The following is a 693-nucleotide window of genomic DNA, read 5'->3' as shown; positions in this document are numbered from 1 at the left end:
CGTTCGCGGCCGCGTATGCCGCCTGACCACCACTGCCCCACGTCCCCGCGTTCGACGAGAACACCACGAACGCATCCAGATCGACATCCGCAAACGCCCGATCCAAATTCACCGCACCAGCAGTCTTCGCCCGCAACACCTCCTCCAACTCACCCAAACCCACCTCACCCAACGGCGTCGACTGCGCCACCCCAGCCGCATGCACCACCGCCGACACCGACCCACCCAACCCCGCCAACAACTCACCCAACGCCCCCGCATCGGCCACATCACACGCCGCCACCGTCACCCGAACCCCCAACCCCACCAACTCATCCCGCAACCCCACCGCACCCTCCGCCGCCAACCCCCGACGACTCGTCAACACCACATGCTCAGCACCACCCACCGCCAACCACCGCGCCACATGCCCACCCACCGCACCCGTACCACCAGTCACCAACACCGTCCCCCGCGGACACCACCCACCCACACCAACCCCATCACCCAACGGCGCCCGCACCAACCGACGCACCAACACCTGACCACCACGGACCGCCAACTGATCCTCACCATCAACACCACCAAGAACACCCCCCAACACACCCGCCACACCCACACCATCCACCCCAACATCCACCAACCCACCCCAACGCTCCGGAAACTCCAACCCCGCCACCTGCCCCAACCCCCACACCGCAGCCTGCGCAGGAC

The 693-nt window shown here is 66.8% G+C and carries 1 protein-coding gene; it reads right to left on the bottom strand.

The annotated features are described in order from the left end of the window. The coding region (locus LPA41_RS40805; RefSeq protein WP_229076863.1) for an SDR family NAD(P)-dependent oxidoreductase at window positions 1-406 on the bottom strand (406 nt) is incomplete at its 3' end. Window positions 407-693 lie beyond the last annotated feature (287 nt).

Origin of the sequence: Actinoplanes sp. DH11 (assembly GCF_020873875.1) — a bacterium.
Lineage (GTDB): Bacteria > Actinomycetota > Actinomycetes > Mycobacteriales > Micromonosporaceae > Actinoplanes.
Note: the sequence above shows the minus strand (reverse complement) of the source record. Positions and strands in the feature narration are given on the sequence as shown.